The organism is Streptomyces yaizuensis (genome assembly GCF_034961445.1).
Classification (GTDB): domain Bacteria; phylum Actinomycetota; class Actinomycetes; order Streptomycetales; family Streptomycetaceae; genus Streptomyces; species Streptomyces yaizuensis.
Genome location: NZ_BSBI01000001.1, coordinates 882,227 through 898,938 on the forward strand (window position 1 = coordinate 882,227; position 16,712 = coordinate 898,938).

The window sequence follows — 16,712 nt, forward strand, 5'->3', positions numbered from 1 at the left end:
CACCACACCCCGCCGGACCACCAGGCCCCGGCGCACCGCCCGCCGCAGCGCGGGAACAGGAGAACGCAGACATGCAGAAGGACCGCACCTCCCCTCCCGCCGACGGGAACCCGGCACGGGACAGCGACGACCGGAAGGTCCTGGACTATCTCCGCCGGGTCACCGCCGACCTCGCCCGCGCCAACCGGCGCGTCGCCGACCTGGAGGCCGCCCCCCGCGAACCGATCGCCGTGGTCTCCGCCGCCTGCCGCTACCCCGGCGGCGCCGACACCCCCGAAGCCCTGTGGCGGCTCGTCGCGGACGGGGTGGACGCCACCACGGACTTCCCCACCGACCGGGGCTGGGACCTCACCCGGCTCTACGACCCCGAGCCCGGCCGGCCCGGCCGCACCTCCACCCGCCGGGGGGCCTTCCTGCACGACGCCCCCCTCTTCGACGCCGACTTCTTCGGCATCTCCCCGCGCGAGGCCCTGGCGATGGACCCCCAGCAGCGGCTGCTCCTCGAAGTGGCGTGGGAGGCATTGGAACGCGCGGCGATCCGCCCCGGCCTGCTGCGCGGCAGCGACACCGCCGTCTTCACCGGACTGGCCGGACAGACCTACATCGGCCTCGGCGACCAGGGCGAGGAGGCCGCCGGGTATGCGATGACCGGGAGCGGGGCGGGCCTCGCCTCCGGACGCATCGCCTACACCCTGGGACTGCACGGACCGGCCATCACCGTCGACACCGCGTGCTCCGCCTCCCTCACCGCCGTCCACCTCGCCTGCCGGGCACTGCGCCGGGGCGAGACGGCCCTCGCCCTCGCCGGCGGGGCGACGGTCCTCGCCACCCCGGGCGCCTTCGTGGACTTCTCCGTCCAGCGCGGTCTCGCCCCCGATGGCCGCTGCAAGTCGTACGCCGAAGCAGCCGACGGGACCGCCTGGTCCGAGGGCGCCGCCCTGGTACTGCTGGAACGGCTGTCGGACGCGCGCGCCAACGGCCACCCCGTGCTCGCCGTCATCAAGGGCACGGCCGTCAACTCCGACGGCGCCTCCAACGGGCTCACCGCCCCGAGCGGCCCCGCGCAGCAGCGCGTCATCCGGCAGGCCCTGGCCGACGCCGGGCTCGACGCGGCCGACATCGACGCCGTCGAGGGCCACGGCACCGGAACCCGGCTCGGAGACCCCATCGAGGTCAACGCCCTGATCGCCGCCTACGGCAGGGACCGGCCCGCGCATCGGCCGCTGCTGCTCGGGTCGCTGAAGTCGGTCATCGGACACTCCTCGGCCGCGGCCGGGGTCGGCGGACTGATCAAGATGGTGATGGCGCTCCGGCACGGCGTCCTGCCCGCGACCCTGCACGTGGACCGGCCCACGCCGGCCGTCGACTGGGAGGGGGGCGGTGTCGAACTGCTCACCCGGTCCCGTCCCTGGCCCCGGGGTGAACGCCCGCGCCGGGCGGGCGTCTCCTCGTTCGGCATCAGCGGCACCAACGCCCATCTGATCCTGGAGGAGGCGCCCGTGACCGCGGGGGAGCCACCGGCGCCCCGCCAGGACACCTCCGGCCCGACGGCCCTGCGGACCGTACCCCCGTCGCCCCCGGGCCCCCTCCGGGAGACGCCCGGGGCGGGACCGGACGACGTCGCCGCCCCCTGCCTGCCCTTCCTGGTCTTCGGCCGGGACGAGGAGGCACTGCGCGGTCAGGCCGCCGCACTCCACGACGCCGTACGCGCCACGGCCCCCGGGACCCCCGCCGCCGTGGACGCCGCCCGCGCCCCGCTGGGGTCGCTGGCCGCGTCCCTCGCCACGAGCCGTACGGCCATGGCACGGCGGGCCGTCGTCGTCGCCCGCGACCGCGCGGAGCTGCTGGACGGGCTCGGCTCCCTGGCCCGGGGCGAGCGCCACCCCGCCGTCTCAGGCGCCGCCGCGCACCCCGCGCCGACCACGGCGTTCCTCTTCACCGGCCAGGGGGCGCAACGCGCCGGCATGGGCGCGGGGCTGAGCGCGCGATTCCCCGTCTTCGCCGACCTGTACCGCGCGATGTGCGACCGGCTCTCCCGCGCGCTCGGGCACGACCTCGGGGCCGTCGTCCGCGAGGGCGGACCACGGCTGGACCGCACCGAGTTCGCCCAGCCCGCCCTGTTCGCCCTCGAAGTCGCCCTGGCCCGGCTGCTGGAGTCCTGGGGCCTGCGCCCCGCGTTCGTCGCCGGGCACTCGCTGGGGGAGATCACCGCCGCCCATGTCTGCGGCGCCATCGGAACGGACGACGCGGTCGCCCTCGTCACCGCCCGTGGACGGCTGATGGCGCGGCTGCCCGCCGACGGCAGCATGGTGGCGGTCACCGCCCCCGAGGACGAGATCACCGCCCTGCTCCCCGCGTACGGCGACACCGTCTCCGTCGCCGCCGTCAACGCCCCCGCGCACACCGTGCTCTCGGGCGACGGGCGGGCCGTCGCCGCCCTCACCGGGGAGCTGGAGCGGCGCGGGGCGCACATCCGGCGGCTGAGGACCACCGGTGCCTTCCACTCCGCGCACATGGACCCGCTGCTGGGGGAGCTGGGGGCCCTCGCAGACCGGATCACCCCCGGCGAGCAGCGCGTCCCGCTGGTGTCCGCGCTCACGGGGACCGTCGCAGGGAAGGGCTCGCTGAGCGGGGCGGACCACTGGGTGCGCCACGCCCGCCGCCCGGTCCGCTTCGCCGCCGCCCTGCGTACACTCGCGGACCGGGGTGTGGACACGTTCGTCGAGATCGGACCGCACGGGGTGCTCACCGCGTTCACCGAGGAGACCCTGACCACCGACGCTCCCCTCGCCGTCCCGACGCTCCACCGCACCCGGCCCGAACCGGACACCCTGCTGGGCGCCCTGGGCACCCTGCACACCCGGGGCGCCACGATCGACTGGGACGCCTTCTTCGCGGCGGAGACGACCGGGACCGGCCGTGCGCCCGTCCATGTCGACCTCCCCACCTACGCCTTCCGGCGCCGCCGCCACTGGCTGCCGGCCACCGCCCGCGCCGGGGGACGCGACGACACCAGTGGGGACGGCCCCGCCACCGACATCACCCCGACGGGCGAAACGGTGATCACGGCACCGCTGTCCGCGCCTTCCGGCGCCGCCGCCCTGATCGCCCTCCTGCTGCGGGCCGGGGACGAGACGGACCACCCCGTCGTCGACACGCTCACCCTCGACCCCCCGCCGGCCGGCGCCGGGGACGGACCGCTCCGACTGCGCCTGGTGGTCGCCGTACCCGACGGGACCGGGCACCGGGCCTTCACCGCGCACACCCGCTCCGGCGGACCGGACACCCCCTGGACGGCGTACGCCACCGGCACCCTCGCCCGGTCCGCCGCCCGGATGCCCGAACAGCCCGCCGACCCGCCGCCCGGCGCGACGGCAGCGGCACGGCTGACCGCCGGCGAGACCCCCACCGCGTTCGGCGTGCACCCCGCCCTCCTGCACCGGGTCGTCGGGGAACTGCTGCCGGCCGGGCCCACGCGCTGGCGCGGCCTGACGCTCCATCTCCACGGACCCGCCGAGGTGACGGCACAAGCGGCCCCGCTCGGGGGAGGGGAGCACTCCCTCGTCCTGCGTGACCGGTCCGGCCGTCCCGTGCTGAGCGCCGACGCGGTGGCCTGTTCCGCGCCCCGCCCGGACGGTACCGACGCTTCTGACGGTCCGGGCGGGCGCCCGCACCGCGCCGCCGATCTCCTCACTCCGGTGTGGGAGCCCATGGCCCCGGCCCGCCGCCCCGGGCGGCCCCTGTCGTGGGCGGCGCTCGGTACGAGGGTGACGGGGCTGCCCGGCCCCCGCCACCGTGATGCCGCAGCCGTACGGGAGGCCGTCCGCCGAGGGCACCGGCCCGACGCCGTGGTGCTCGAAGCAGGTCCGGGCGGCACATCGGCGCGGACCGCCCGGGCCCGGCTCCGGCGGGCCCTGACCCTCGTCGGGGACTGGCTGCGCGAGGACACCCTGGCCACGATCCCCCTGATCGTGCTGACCCGGGGGGCCGTCGCCGTCCCCGGGGACCCGGCCCCCGACCCCGCCGCGGCCTCCGTACGGGCCCTGCTCTCCTCGGCCCAGGCGGAACACCCCGGGCGTCTGATCCTGGCCGACCTCGCCCCCGACCGCCCACTGCCCGACCCGGCCGACCCGGCCGACCCGGCCGACCCGGCCGACCCGGCCGACCCGGCCGAACCCGCCACCGCCGGCCCGCCGGACACCCGCTCCGCCCTCGCCCCCGCCCGCGATCTGCGCCTCGCCCTCGGGGCGGGCGAGCCCCGGGTCGCCGTGCGCGACGGCCGGGTCCGGGTGCCCCGGCTCGCCGTCGCCGCGACGAACGACACCGCCCGCATCCGGCTCGGCGCCGCCCCCGGCGAGGAGGGCACGGTCCTGGTCACCGGCGGAACGGGAGCCATCGGCAGCCTCATCGCCCGCCATCTCGTCCACACCCACGGAGTCCGGCATCTGCTCCTGATCGGCCGGAGCGGACCCGCCGCACCCGGCGCCCCCGCCCTGCTGGCGGAGCTGCACCGGGCCGGAGCCCGGGCCGAGGCGGTGGCCTGCGACGCCGGCGACCGCGCGGAACTCGCCGCCGTCCTGGACCGCATCCCGCCGAGCCGCCCCCTCACCGCCGTCGTCCACGCCGCCGGCACCCTCCACGACGGCCTGTTCACCGATCTCACCCCCGACCGGCTGGACACCGTGTGGCGGCCCAAGGCCGAGGCGGCCTGGCATCTGCACGAACTGACCCGGGACCACACCCCCGGCCGCCCACCGGTCGCCCTGATCCTCTTCTCCTCCGTCGCCGGGCTCTTCGGCGGCGGCGGCCAGGCGAACTACGCGGCCGCCAACGCCTATCTGGACGCGCTCGCCGCCCACCGCACCGCCCTCGGACTGCCCGCGCTCTCCCTGGCCTGGGGCCTGTGGGACCTGCCGGAAGGACTGGGCGGACACCTCGCCGACACGGACCGGGCCCGGCTCGCCCGGCAGGGCTTCGCCACCGTGTCCCCGCGGTACGGGCCCGCCCTGTTCGACGCCGCGCTCCACACCGGACCCCCGGTGGTCGCCGCCGGCCCGCTGGACCTGCCCGCCGCACGCGATACGGGCGACATCCACCCCCTGCTGCGCGGGCTGGCCCGGACCGCCGGCCGCCCCGCCGCCGCGCCCGCCGGGGACACGCCCGCCCGCGATCTGGCGTCCCTGCCGCCGGAGCGCCGACGGAGCGTGGCCCTGGACCTGGTGACCACCCGGATCGGCACCGTCCTCGGACACACGGGACCGGTCGACCCCGAACTCCCGCTGCACACCGCCGGTCTCGACTCCCTGGCGGTCGCCCGGCTGCGCGGAGGGCTCACCGCCGACACGGGCACGGCCGTGCCGCACGCCCTTCTCTTCGAGCAGCCCACCCCCAGGGCCCTCACCGAAGCCCTGCTCGGGCTGATGGCCGAGGAACCCGCCCCGGACGAGGACACCCCCGGCAGCGAAGCCGCCGGTGCGGGTGCCGATGCCGGCGCAGACGCCGACTCCCGCCTTCCGCACGACATCGCACCGGCTCCCCGGACTTCGGCTCCCCGGACCCAGGCGCCGGCGACCCCGCTCCGGCAGGTCCTGCTCACCGGGGCCACCGGCTTCCTCGGCGCCTTCCTGCTGCGCGACCTGCTGCGCACGACCGACGCCACCGTGCACTGCCTCGTCCGGGCGGCTGACCCGGCGCAGGGCCGGGACCGGCTGCGCCGCAGCCTTCGGTGGTACCGGCTCGCCGACGACATCGACCTCGCGCGGGTGGTCGTGGAGACCGGGGACCTCGCCGCCCCCGGACTCGGACTCGACGCCGCCCGCCACGACCGTCTCGCCCGGCACACCGACGCCGTGTTCCACGCCGGGGCCCATGTCAACTGGGTCCGGCCCTACGCCGCCCTGCGCGACGCCAACGTCGTCGGCACCCGCGAGATCCTGCGGCTCGCCGCCCTCCACCGTGCCGTCCCCGTCCACCACATCTCCACCACAGGCGTCTTCGCGGGCCCCCGCCCGGACGGCGCGCGGCTGCGGCCCGAGGATCCCACCGGGCCCGCCGACCGGCTCCCCAGCGGCTACCGGCAGAGCAAATGGGCGGCGGAACGACTGGTCCGTGCCGCCGGGGCGCGAGGGCTGCCCGTCACGCTGTACCGGGTCGACGTCGTCTGCGGCGACCGGAAGACGGGCGCCTGCCAGGGCCAGGACTTCATCTGGCTCGCCCTGAGGGCCATGCTGCGCGCCGGGGCCGTACCGGCCGGGCTGCGGGGCGCGTTCCCCATGGTCCCCGTCGACGCCGTCAGCGCCGCCGTCGTCGCCCTCGCGACCCGGCCCGGCGCCGCGGGACAGGTCTTCCACCTGTCCAACGACCACCCGGTGCCCCTCACCGGGATGATCGACCGGCTGCGCGCCCGCGGGCACCGGCTGCCCGAGATCGACCGGGACCGCTGGACCGCGCGTGTCACGGCGGACACCGACAACCCCTTCATCCCCCTGCTCGGCGCGTTCGAGACCGTCACCACCGCACGGGAACCCGTCTACCCCCTCGTGGACAGCTCGGCCACGGTGGAGGCACTGCGCGGCACGGACGCCGCCTGGCCGTCCTCGCCCACGGATCCCACGGATCCCACAGGGCTCACGGATCTGACGGATCCGACGGACCTCTGCGCCGAGTTCTTCACCCGCACCGGGTTCTTTCCCGCGCCGGTGGAAGAAGGCGACGGGACCCGCCCCGCGCACCGGTGAACGCGGGGGCCGGCCCGCCCGGGCCGCACGGCCCGGGCCGCCGGTTCCCGTCACCCCCCGTCGTCGCCGTCGCCCCCGTCGGCGCCACCGGCCCGCACCCACGCCCGTACCACCCGGTCCAGCCCCACCAGCGGGACCGACGGAGTCTCCGCCAGGGCCAGGTACTCCGTCACGCACCCACCGCCGCGCGGGTCGAGCAGCGGCCCCGTCATCCCCTGGGCGGACAGGGCGCGCCGGGCCAGGTCCACGACCCCCCGGCCGGTGGCGGTCTCCAGACAGAGGGCCTGACGGTGCAGATGACGCACCACCTCCTCGTCCCCGTCGACCCGCCTCAGCCACTCCACGACCGTGGTGTGCACCCCGGCGCGGTCCCGGGCCGAGAACCCCGTCCGGGCCACATGACGCTCCAGGGAGTCCCGGAGGCCGTAGCGGTGACCGAGCGGGCCCCCGTCGCCGCTCCGCTCCAGGACCCGCCGGCCGACCAGCTCCTCCAGGAGCGCCGTCGCCTCCGCCCGCTCCAGACCGCAGGCCGCCGCCACCGCGCCGGACCACGCCGCGTCACCGACGACCGCCACCGTCTCCGCCACATGCCGCAGCAACCGGGGCAGCGCGGCCAGCCCCGCCCTCGCCTGCCGGCGGACCTCGACGGGGACGGCGATGCTCCCGTCGGTGCCGTGCGGCTCCCCACCGCCCTCCAGCAGCAGATCCGTGTACGCGGCCACCACCCGCGGGTTGCCGCCCGCCACCTCCGTCAGCAGCTCCGCGAGACGCCCGGTGAGCGGATGCTCCCCGACCGACTCCGTCACATACCGGGCCACCGTCGCCGCGTCCCACGGACGGAGCGCGAGGACCCGGCACACCCCCGGCCGCCGCCAGCGCGGTCTGCGGTCCAGCAGGGCGGGACGCGCGGCGGCGACCACCACGGCGGAACCACCGCTCCCGGTACGGCGCTCCAGCAGATCCAGCACCGCGTCCTCGGCGAGATCGAGGTCGTCGACGACCACGAGCACCCGCGGGGCGGGGGACGCGGCCGACGTCACCAGCCCCCACCAGGCGGTCAGGACCTCCTGCGGCGCGGCGAGAACCCCCATCGGGCCCACCCCGTCCAGCAGCGGACCCAACCGTGACAGGATCCGGTCGGGATCCCTCGGGCCGGTCCTGCGGACCGCCTCGGCGAGCTTGCCGAAGGCGGCCGTCCCGGAGTCCTCCTCCGTGATCCCGCAGCACACGCGCAGCCCGGCGGCCAGCAGCCGCAGGGTGCCGTCGTCCACCGCGGCCACCGGGGCGCGTACCACCGGCGGACCGCCCTCCACCCGCGCCTGCCCGCGCTCGAACTCGTCCAGCAGCCGGCTCTTGCCGAGTCCCGCCTCGCCGGTCACCAGCACGATCCCGCCCGCGGCCCCGCCGGTTCCGTCCGCCAGCAGCCCCCGGAGCAGTTCCCCCTGCCGCTGGGGAACACCGGGGAGGAGGAGCGGATCCGCGCCCGCCCGCCGGAAGCGGACCTCGCGGGCGGCCCAGACACCGGGCTTGTGCCCGACCGGCCGGTACTCCAGATGCTCCGCCGTCCTGCGCCGGGTCTCCGCCGTCACCCACACCTCCTGGTCCCCGACCTCGAACAGCAGCCTCTGGACGTCGTCGACCGCGACCCCCGTCACGGACAGCGGCGCCCCGGCACGCGTCGGATAGTGGATCAGCACCTCGCCGGTGGCCACCGCCGCCCCGACGCCCACCATGGGCGTGTCCCAGCGCTCCCCCGCGAAGTGATGGCGCACCGCGAGCACCGCCGAGATCGCGCGCCGCGCGTGGTCGCGGTCATGGGTGTGCGTATCGGCGAACACGAGCATCCACAGGGCCCCGACCCGGGCCGCCACCGTGCCGCCGAAGCGCGCGGTCTCCGCCTCCGCGCGCCGGCACACCTCCTCCGACCCGCTCTCCCCGGCCGGGCCGCCGCCGTCGGGACGCGGTCGCGCGACGGCCCGGAGCAGGACCACCGTCACCTCGCTGCGCACATGGGCCGGATGGACCGGACGCCCCGCGGCCGTGGACACGGCGCCGGGCGGGTGCCGCCGCGCGCCGGACGAGGTGAGCGCGGCGGTCTCGTGCGAGGGGCGCAACAGCCCCGGGTCGTGGGCGACGAGGGCCCGGTGCAGGTCCCGCAGCTCACGCCCGGGCTCCAGCCCCAGCTCGCCGTCGAGGAACGCGACGAAGTCCCGGTACTCGGCCAGGGCCTCGCTCTGTCGCCCGCAGCGGTACAGCGCCGTCATCAGATGGGCCAGGAGCCGTTCCCTGCGCCGCGCACCGGACACCGTCCGCCGGATCTGCGGCAGCATCTCGTGGTGGTGCCCGAGCCGCAGCTCGGCGTCGAAATAGTCCTCCAGGACATCGAGCCTGCTCTCCTCCAGCGCCCGCAGCTCCGGCCAGAGCACTCCCGTCTCCACCAGGTCGGACAGGGCGGGCCCGCGCCACAGCGCCAGCGCCTCGCGCCACAGCCCGGACGCCGCGGGCAGGAGCCCGTCCGCGCAGCGGGCGCGTCCCCGGGCGGCCAGCTCCTGGAAGCGCAGCAGATCGACCTCGTGCGGTTCGGCCAGCAGGACATACCCCGGTGCCCGGGTGAGCAGCCGGGGCCCGGGGTCCTCCTGCCCGTTCGACAGCGCCGTCCGCAGATGCCAGACCACGTTCTGCACGCCCTTGCGGGCCGACGCCGGGGCGGTGTCCCCCCACAGGGCGGTGATCAGCCTGCGGGCCGGGACGACCTGATTGCACCGGAGCAGCAGACACCCCAGGGCGGCCCGCCGCCGCGGGCCGCCCAGCGGGAGGACGTCGGGCCCGCGGGTGACCTCCAGGGGTCCCAGCAGATTCAGCCGGACAGGGGCGGGGACCCGCGTCTGCGGGTCCGTGTCGGTACGAGTCATGACACTCCGTTGTGCTCACACACGGGTGGGCTCGCCCGCGTGGTGGAAGAGCGGGTAGGGGGCGAGCAGGGACCGGTCGTGGGTGAGCACGGCCCGCTGGAGCCGGCGCAGTTCCTCGCAGGGCTCGCGGCCCGTGCTCAGGACGACCGCTTCCCGTGTACGCCGGTACACGGCCAGCGCGTCGACATGGCGGCCCACCCGGTACAGCGCGAGCATCAGCAGCGCGGTGAGCCGCACCCGGCCCGGCTGTTCCTCGGCCACGACCGTCAGTTCGCGCACCACCTCGTGGTGGCGGCCCAGGGCGAGATCGGCGGTGAGGCGCCCGAGCAGCGCGGCCCACCGCTCCTCGCGCACCGCCTCCCGCTCCGGCCACAGCGCGCACGCGGAGTCCAGGTCCGCCAGGACGTCCCCGCGCCACAGATCCAGCGCCCGCCGCAGGGTGGCCGCGGCCGAGGCCCAGTCCGCGGCGGCGAGTTCGCGCCGCCCACGGGCGGCCTCGTGCCGGAACCCGAGCAGGTCGAGGGAGCCGGGCGGCACCTCCAGCAGATATCCGCCGCCCTCGGCCGATGGCCCGGTGGCCGACACCGAGAGGCCCGCCCGCCCGGACGGCAGGACGGAACGCAGCGCCGACACCGCCCCGTACACCATCCTCCTGGCCGTGACCGGTTCCCCGACCGGCCAGAGGGCATGGGTCAGGGAGGTCAGGGGGACGGCCTCGTGGGGGTGGAGCAGCAGGAACCCGAGGACGGTTCGCACCCGCCGGCTGCCCAGCGGTGTGTGCCTGCCGTCGTCCAGGACCTCCAGCGGGCCCAGCACCCTCAGCTCCATACCCGTACCCATACCCGTATCCGGGGCCTGGCGGACACCTCCGGACACACCACGGCGCCCGTCGACGGCCCGCGCCCCCCGCAGGAGGGTCCCGGGACGGGGGATCACCCGGCTGAGGGGGGCCGTGTCCGTCGCGCTCACGCGGGCGCCGCCTCCTGCCGGGCCACCGCGGTGAGGCGGAGCATCGTGGCACAGCGGTGCAGTTCGGCGGCGAGCAGGAGGAGACGGCCGTGCAGCGCGGCGTCCGCCGTGTGTTCCCGGGGCCCTCCCGCGCGGGGACCGCCCCGCCCGGGTTCCTCCCCGGTGAAGTCCTGGGGGCACGACACGACATGCGTGGGCACCACCCAGCCGCCGAGCGACCGGGCGACGGTGCGGAGCTGTTCGCAGACCACGCTCCCGGTGCAGGGGCCGCCGCCGTGCGCGAGCAGTCCGACGGCCTTGTCGGTGAAGGCGCCCATCGGCAGGTCGTCCAGCGCGTACTTCAGGAGCCCGGAGTAGCCGCAGTGGTGGACCGGGCTCGCGAGAACGATCCCGTCCGCGTCCCTCACCGCGTCCGGGAGCCCAGCCCGGGACACGTCCTGCGCACGGTAGGGGGCGAGATCGAGCCGGTGGACCTCGGCGCCCAGGGAGCCGAGGGCGTTCGCGCAGGCGGAGGCGAGGGCGCCGGTGGAGGAGGGGAGACGGGGGCTTCCCACGATGACGAGCATGCGCACGGGAGGGCCTCCCTTCGGATACGGGGCGCCACGGGGCTGTCGTCCTGTGGCGCCCGGCGGACGGATGAGAGGTCACGGGAGCGGGCCCGTCCCCCCGGGGGCTTGTGGATCAGGGAAGGCGCAGGCCCGCGCCGCCGTCGCGCGGTCCGTCATGGCTCCACCACGATCTTGCGGCCCCGGCCGGCCCTGAAGTCCCCGATGGCCTGGGCGTACCGCTCCAGGGGAAGCCGGTCGCTGATGAAGACGTCCGGGTCGAGGAGGCCGCCCGCGAAGAGCGCGGCGGCCCGCTCGAAGCTGTGCAGCACGGCCATGGAGCCGGTGATGGTGATCTCCTGGTTGTAGATCCGGTACGGCTCGATCACCGCCGTCGTCGCGTAGTCGGCGACGCCGAACTGGAGGAAGGTCCCGCCCTTGGCGACGCGGCCCAGTCCGTCCTGGATGGCGGCCGCGCTCCCCGTCGCGTCGATGACGATGTCCCAGCCCCGTCCCCGGTCCAGTTCGTCGGCGTGCGCGGCGGCCCCCGAGACGCCCAGCTCCCGTGCGGTGGCGAGCCGCGCCGGGTTGATGTCGAGGACGTCGACGCGGGCGGCCCCCGTCCGCTTGGCCAGCTCCAGCATCATCAGTCCCATCGTGCCCGAGCCGTAGACCAGTACCTCCGCGCCGAGGGAGCCGCGCAGCACGTCGTATCCGCGGATCGCGCAGGACAGCGGCTCGATGAGCGGGGCGTCGCGGGGATCGACATGGTCGGGCAGCCGGACGCAGTTCGCCACGGGGGCGAGGGCGTACTCGGCGGCGCCCCCGGCCACGGTCACTCCGATGGCCGCCCACCGGTCGCACAGGTTGCCCCGCCCCGCCCGGCAGTAGCGGCACTCGTGACAGGCGAGGGAGGGATCGACCGCGACCCGGTCGCCCGGGGCCAGTTCGGTCACGTCCCTGCCGATCCCCACCACCTCGCCGGCGAACTCGTGTCCGGGTATGAGCGGCAGGGAGGGGGCGAACTCGCCCTGGAGGATGTGCAGGTCGGTTCCGCACAGACCGCAGGCGGCGACGGCCACGACCACCTCGCGCGGCCCGGGGGTGGGGTCCGGCGCGGTGGTCACCGAGATGGCGCCCGGTGCTTCGATGACGGCGGCCCTCATTTGACGGCTCCCAGGGAGAGGCCCTGGACCAGCCGGTCCTGGGCGGCGAAGCCGGCGGCGAGCACCGGCAGGGACACAACGACGGAGGCGGCGCACAGCTGGGCGAGGAAGAGGCCCTGACTGGTCACGAAGCCGGTCAGGTACACCGGGGCGGTCTGCGCGGTCACCGAGGTGAGCACCCGGGCGAAGAGCAGCTCGTTCCAGCTGAAGATGAAGCAGATCAGCGCGGTGGCCGCGATGCCGGGGGCGATGACCGGGGCCACGACGCGCACGAGGACGGCCGGCAGCCCGGCGCCGTCCATCCGGGCCGCCTCGATGATCGAGAGCGGTACGTCCGCCAGGAAGGACTGGAGCATCCAGACGGCGATCGGCAGGTTCATCGAGGTGTAGAGGACGACCAGGAGCCAGATGTTGTCCAGCAGCCCGGCGTTCCTGGCGAACAGGTACACCGGCAGCAGCCCCGCCACCATCGGCAGCATCTTGGTGGACAGGAAGAAGAACATGACGTCCGTCCACCGGCGGACGGGCCGCAGGGAGAGCGCGTACGCGGCCGGCAGCGCCAGCGCCAGGACGAGCAGCGTGGCGAAGGCGCTCGCCATGAACGAGTTGATCAGCGGCGGCCAGGGGGTGGCGCCGCCCGCGCCGTCGAAGAACGTGCGGTAGCCGTCCAGGGTCAGCGGGGCCCCCAGCGAGGGCGGGCTGGTCGCCGCGTCGGTCTCGGAGCGCAGCGAGGTGAGCACCATCCACAGGGCCGGCAGGCAGAACACCACCCCGACCACCCACGCCAGCAGGCCGAGCGCGGTGCCACGCCGCCGCCCGCGCCCACGGGCGGCGGCCGGCGGGCTCGCCTTCGTCACGGTCATGATCGCTTCACTCCTTCGCGGAGGTCTCGTGGAAGAGGGAGGAGACCGTCCGCAGGGCGAAGGTCGAGATCACGATCGTGCCGATGACGACCAGCACCCCGGCGGCCGAGGCCAGTCCGTACTCGTGCGCCTGGTAGAAGGTCTGGTAGATGGTGTACGGGAGATTGGCGGTGCCCAGCCCTCCGGAGGTGAGGGTGAAGACCGCGTCGAAGTTCTGCACGATGTGGATCGAGCCCAGCAGGACGCCGAGTTCGAGGTAGCGGCGCAGATGCGGCAGCGTCAGATGGCGGAAGATCTGCCAGGCGCCCGCCCCGTCGAGCCGGGCCGCCTCCAGCGTCTCGACCGGCCGGCTCTGCAACCCGGCGAGCAGGATCAGCATCATGAAGGGCGTCCACTGCCAGACGAGGGACACCTCCACGGCGATCAGCGGCATGGTGGAGATCCAGTCGGTCCGGGTGGGGGTGTCGTCGCCGAAGAGCCCGGTGACCCAGGTCCAGGCGCCGTTGAACAGCCCGTACTCCGGGTTGTAGAGGGCGTGCTTCCACAGCAGCGCGGCGGAGACGGGGACGAGCAGGAAGGGGGTGATGAGCAGGGTGCGCACCACGCCCCGGCCGGTGAAGGCGCGGTCGAGCAGCAGGGCGAACAGCAGCCCGAGGACCACGCTGGCGACCACCACCGTCGCGGTGAGCAGCGCGGTGGTGAGGACCGACTCCCGCAGTACGGGGTCGCGCGCGACGGTGGCGTAGTTGGCGAACCAGGAGAACCGCCGGTCGTCGGGGGCCAGGGAGTTCCAGTCGAAGAGCGAGATCACCAGGGTCGCCACGAAGGGCAGCTGGGTGACCGCGACCAGGAAGACCAGGGCGGGCAGCAGGGGCGCCCGGGTGACCCAGGGGCGGGGGCCGCCCTTCCCGGCCCGGCGGGCGCGGGGCGGCCGGGCGGCCGGGCGCGGGGGAGCGGTCGCGGAGGCGGTCACTTCCGGTACTCCTCGGCGACTCTCCCGGCCAGCTCCTGGGACTTCTCCAGGGCCTCGCGGACGGACTGACGGCCCGCGATGGCCGAGCTGATCTCCCGGGAGACCCGGGTGCCCAGGTCGGTGAATTCCGGGATGCCGACGAACTGGATGCCGGGGGCGGGCCGTGGCTGGGTGCCCGGATCGGCGGGATCCGCGCTCTCGATGGCGTCCCGGGTGACGGCCGCGAAGGGGGCCGCGTCCCGGAGGTAGGCGGGGTTGCGGTAGGTGGAGGCCCGCTTCCCGGCCGGTACGGAGGCCCAGCCCAGCTCCGCGCCGACCAGTTCCTCGTAGCGCTGGCCGGACGCCCAGGAGATGAACTTCCAGGCGTTGCCCGGGTTCCGTGACGCCTTCTGCATGCCCCAGGCCCAGGTGTAGAGCCAGCCGGACTCGCTCGTCCGGTCCACGGGCGCCCGGACGTAGCCGATCCTTCCCTTCACCGGGGAGTCCCCGGCCTCCAGGGAGCCCGCGGCGGCCGTGGCGTCGTACCACATGGCGGTTCTCCCCTGGGTGAGGTTGTTGAGGCACTCCGCGTAGCCGGACTGCGCCGCTCCCGCCTGCCCGTGCTCGCGCACCAGACCGACGTAGAACGCGGTCGCCCGCAGGAACTCCGGCGCGGTGAGCCGCGCCGTCCAGTCCGCGTCGAACCAGGTGCCGCCCATGGTGTTGACGACGGTGGTGAGCGGGGCGATCAGCTCGCCCCAGCCGGGCAGGCCGCGCAGACAGATGCCCTTCATGTCGCCGCGGGCGCCGTCCACCGCGGCCGCCAGGTCGGCCACCTGACGCCAGGTCGGCCGCGCGGGCATCGTCAGGCCCTCCTCGGCGAAGACGTCCTTGCGGTACATGAGGAACGAGGACTCGCCGTAGAAGGGTTCGGCGTAGAGCCTGCCGTCCTCGGCGGTGAGCGACGCGGTGAGCGGTTCCAGGACGTCCTTCTGGTCGAAGGGCGTGTCCTTGGCGACATAGTCGTCCAGGGGGCGCAGCCACTGGTTCTTCGCATAGATGGGGACTTCGTAGTTGCTGATGGTGGCGATGTCGTACTGGCCGGCCTGGTTGGCGAAATCCTGGCTGATCTTGTCCCGGACGTCGTTCTCCGGCAGGACCGTGAAGTTGACCTTGATGCCGGTCTCCCGGGTGAAGTGCTTCGCCGTGAGCCGCTGTAGATCGATCATCTGCGGGTTGTTCACCATCAGGACGTTCAGCGTGTTGGGGCCGGACCCACCGCCGCCCGCGCCGGCGCAGCCGGCGACCAGCGCCGCCACGACGGTCGCCGCCGCGATACGGGCCCTGGCCTGTCGCCAGGTCCGAGCGGGCATGACACCGGGCATGACACCTCCTGAACGGGGGCGGAGGACGGGCCCGGACCCGGTCACACGGACAGGACCCGGGGGCCGAGCAGGGAGTAGCGCTGTGCCTCGGCCGCCGGTACGCCGGCGCCCGTCACGATGGCCTCGACATCGCGGACATCGGCGAAGCGACAAGGGCCGACGCCGCCGAACGCGGTGGCCGCCGCGGCGAGGATCCGGCGCCTGGACCCCCGTACCGCCTGCGCCCTGACCTCGGCGACCGCCGGGTCGAAGACGGTCAGACCGTGCTCGCGGGAGACGCCGTCCGCGTCGAGATAGGCGAGGTCGACGACGAAGCCGCCGAGCATCCGGGCGGCCTGTCCGCCCGACGTCGCCAGCGTCGCACCGCGCACCCGGCCCCCGAGCAGCAGCACCGTGATCCGCTCGGTGTCGCCGAGCGCGTGCGCCGCCGTCAGGGACGCGGTGACGACGGTCAGGGGCCGGTCCCGGGGCAGCGCCCGCGCGATCAGCCGCGCGGTGAAGCCCTCGTCGACGAAGACCGTCTCCGCCGCTCCGAGCAGGGAGACGGCCGCCGCCGCGATCCGGGTCAGCGCCGGTGCGTCACGGAGGGCACGGGATGGGGGAGGCGTGCTGGATCCCGTGCTCTCCACGGGGCGCGCCCCGCCATGGGTGCGGCTGATCAGGCCCTCCTCCGCCAGGGCCCGCAGGTCCCGGCGGACCGTCTCCGGGGCGACGGTGAAGCGCGCCGCCAGCTCCGCGACGGCGACCGCGCCCGTGCTCCGGGTGACCTGGAGGATCCTCAGACGCCGCTCCTCCGCATCCACTCCGCGACCTCCCGGCCCCTAGGGCCTGTCTGACGGATCTTGCTGGGGCTCGCGTGCCCTGGCACCGCACCTCGCCGCGTTGTCGTCAATCGCCGATGCTCCGCATGGACTCATTCCTCCGCCTTGCGATGCACGGCACCAGACCCCGCTCCCTGACCCAGCCTGATCCGTCAGACAGGCCCTGGTGGGCGTGCCCGTTCGGGCCCGTGGACCGTTTATACCGTTGCCCGATCGGCCGTGACCAGGGCGTTCGTCGCGGCAATGCTGCCCGTTCGTGCCCGTTTCACCGGGCCGCCGCCGCTGGTCAGCCCGATGGTCATGGGCATGATCCCCCGATCGCTGCCCGGTGGCCGGTGGGCGGGAGCCCGATCGCCGCCCGT

At 75.3% G+C, this 16,712-nt stretch carries 9 protein-coding genes; 1 reads left to right on the top strand and 8 read right to left on the bottom strand.

Going from position 1 to position 16,712, the window contains the following annotated elements; all coding sequences use genetic code 11:
• Positions 1-71 precede the first annotated feature (71 nt).
• The gene (locus SYYSPA8_RS03250) at positions 72-6,737 is read left to right on the top strand and encodes a type I polyketide synthase (RefSeq protein WP_323445350.1); all 6,666 of its coding nucleotides are present in this window, start codon (positions 72-74) and stop codon (positions 6,735-6,737) included.
• 50 nt (positions 6,738-6,787) lie between these two features.
• Here SYYSPA8_RS03250 and SYYSPA8_RS03255 read toward each other — a convergent pair whose 3' ends face one another.
• The 8 genes from SYYSPA8_RS03255 to SYYSPA8_RS03290 form a co-directional block, all read right to left on the bottom strand.
• Positions 6,788-9,649, bottom strand: a complete 2,862-nt coding sequence (locus tag SYYSPA8_RS03255) for an AfsR/SARP family transcriptional regulator (RefSeq protein ID WP_323445351.1) — start codon at positions 9,647-9,649, stop codon at positions 6,788-6,790.
• A gap of 15 nt (positions 9,650-9,664) precedes the next feature.
• Positions 9,665-10,477, bottom strand: a complete 813-nt coding sequence (locus SYYSPA8_RS03260; protein ID WP_323445352.1) for an AfsR/SARP family transcriptional regulator — start codon at positions 10,475-10,477, stop codon at positions 9,665-9,667.
• Between the two features lie 137 nt (positions 10,478-10,614).
• Positions 10,615-11,184: an NADPH-dependent FMN reductase gene (locus tag SYYSPA8_RS03265; RefSeq protein ID WP_323445523.1), complete on the bottom strand. Its 570-nt coding sequence runs from the start codon at positions 11,182-11,184 to the stop codon at positions 10,615-10,617.
• Between the two features lie 155 nt (positions 11,185-11,339).
• On the bottom strand, positions 11,340-12,329 hold the full coding sequence (locus tag SYYSPA8_RS03270) for a zinc-dependent alcohol dehydrogenase family protein (RefSeq protein WP_323445353.1): 990 nt from the start codon (positions 12,327-12,329) through the stop codon (positions 11,340-11,342).
• Positions 12,326-13,192, bottom strand: coding sequence for a carbohydrate ABC transporter permease (locus SYYSPA8_RS03275; protein WP_323445354.1), 867 nt, complete (start codon positions 13,190-13,192; stop codon positions 12,326-12,328). Before SYYSPA8_RS03275 ends, SYYSPA8_RS03270 begins: the two co-directional genes overlap by 4 nt.
• A gap of 7 nt (positions 13,193-13,199) precedes the next feature.
• Complete coding sequence (locus tag SYYSPA8_RS03280; protein WP_323445355.1) at positions 13,200-14,165, bottom strand: carbohydrate ABC transporter permease; 966 nt, start codon at positions 14,163-14,165, stop codon at positions 13,200-13,202.
• On the bottom strand, positions 14,162-15,517 hold the full coding sequence (locus SYYSPA8_RS03285) for an ABC transporter substrate-binding protein (protein WP_323445524.1): 1,356 nt from the start codon (positions 15,515-15,517) through the stop codon (positions 14,162-14,164). The genes SYYSPA8_RS03280 and SYYSPA8_RS03285 overlap by 4 nt, the downstream gene beginning before the upstream one ends.
• Before the next feature lie 53 nt (positions 15,518-15,570).
• Positions 15,571-16,332: a DeoR/GlpR family DNA-binding transcription regulator gene (locus SYYSPA8_RS03290; RefSeq protein WP_323445356.1), complete on the bottom strand. Its 762-nt coding sequence runs from the start codon at positions 16,330-16,332 to the stop codon at positions 15,571-15,573.
• Between the last annotated feature and the right edge of the window lie 380 nt (positions 16,333-16,712).

Excerpts from the sequence above, each read along its gene's own strand:
- SYYSPA8_RS03250 (WP_323445350.1), top strand. The coding sequence starts at position 72 with ATGCAGAAGGACCGCACCTCCCCTCCCGCCGACGGGAACCCGGCACGG.
- SYYSPA8_RS03255 (WP_323445351.1), bottom strand. The coding sequence starts at position 9,649 with ATGACTCGTACCGACACGGACCCGCAGACGCGGGTCCCCGCCCCTGTC.
- SYYSPA8_RS03260 (WP_323445352.1), bottom strand. The coding sequence starts at position 10,477 with ATGGAGCTGAGGGTGCTGGGCCCGCTGGAGGTCCTGGACGACGGCAGG.
- SYYSPA8_RS03265 (WP_323445523.1), bottom strand. The coding sequence starts at position 11,184 with ATGCTCGTCATCGTGGGAAGCCCCCGTCTCCCCTCCTCCACCGGCGCC.
- SYYSPA8_RS03270 (WP_323445353.1), bottom strand. The coding sequence starts at position 12,329 with ATGAGGGCCGCCGTCATCGAAGCACCGGGCGCCATCTCGGTGACCACC.
- SYYSPA8_RS03275 (WP_323445354.1), bottom strand. The coding sequence starts at position 13,192 with ATGACCGTGACGAAGGCGAGCCCGCCGGCCGCCGCCCGTGGGCGCGGG.
- SYYSPA8_RS03285 (WP_323445524.1), bottom strand. The coding sequence starts at position 15,517 with ATGCCCGCTCGGACCTGGCGACAGGCCAGGGCCCGTATCGCGGCGGCG.